This window comes from Bartonella sp. TS82HLJMH (assembly GCF_042193495.1).
GTDB classification, from domain to species: Bacteria; Pseudomonadota; Alphaproteobacteria; order Rhizobiales; family Rhizobiaceae; genus Bartonella; species Bartonella grahamii.
The window spans coordinates 1-877 of sequence record NZ_JBHILU010000082.1; the positions used below are offsets into that span (position 1 = coordinate 1).

Genomic DNA, 877 nt, shown 5'->3' on the forward strand with positions numbered 1-877 from the left:
AAATATGAACTTACTGATGAAACAACTGAGGTTGATGGCAAAACTCTCCACCGCATTCGTGCCTTACGAGACTTTGGAAACGTCGAGAAAGGCGATTTAGGGGGCTTTATAGAGAATGAAGACAATTTAAGTCATGAGGGGGATTGTTGGGTTGGTGATGATGCACTGGTTTATGAAGGTGCCCGTGTTTATGATGATGCACAAATTTCTGATAATGCTAAGGTTTTTGGTAATGCAGAAGTTTACGAGGATGTACATTTTTATGGATTTGCAGAAGTTTACGGTGATGTACGTGTTTTTGGTGACTGCGATGCTATATGCATTGGCAATGATGCAGGTACTTATGGGCATGTTGATGATACTGACCTCATCTCAACTGGAGAAAAGACCAGATGAGAAAATACGAACTTACTGATGAAACAATCGAAGTTGGGCGCAAAACGCTCCGCCGCATTCGTGCATTGAGAGATTTGGGGGACGTCAAGAAAGGTGATCTTGGCGGCTATATCGAGAAAGAAGACAATCTAAGTCATGATGGCAATTGCTGGGTAAGTGATGATGCAAAAGTCTATGGTTATGCCAAGGTTTATGGTGATGTCATTATATCATGCTCCAATTTCACGTATGAGGATGATGTTAATTATGGAAATGTTGAGATTTTTGGAGATGCAAAAGTTTATGATAGTGCTCGCATTTATGACGCAGTCAAGATTTTTAGAAATGCCGAAATTCGTGGATTAGCTAATATTCGCGGAAACACGAGAATTCCTCAAGACATAAAAATTTAACAACCAACCAGCCTTTTAACACCAGCGTGATTCACGCCACGGGAGAATTACATCTAAAATGAAGGGGAATAAACATGCCACACCGCCCA

The 877-nt window shown here is 40.9% G+C and carries 2 protein-coding genes; both read left to right on the forward strand.

Annotated features, from left to right (window positions below; genetic code table 11):
• The coding region (locus tag ACFIKO_RS09350; RefSeq protein WP_375673900.1) for a hypothetical protein at positions 1–396 on the forward strand (396 nt) is incomplete at its 5' end.
• Positions 393–788, forward strand: coding sequence for a hypothetical protein (locus tag ACFIKO_RS09355; protein WP_375673902.1), 396 nt, complete (start codon positions 393–395; stop codon positions 786–788). The genes ACFIKO_RS09350 and ACFIKO_RS09355, both read left to right, overlap by 4 nt.
• Positions 789–877: the final 89 nt, after the last annotated feature.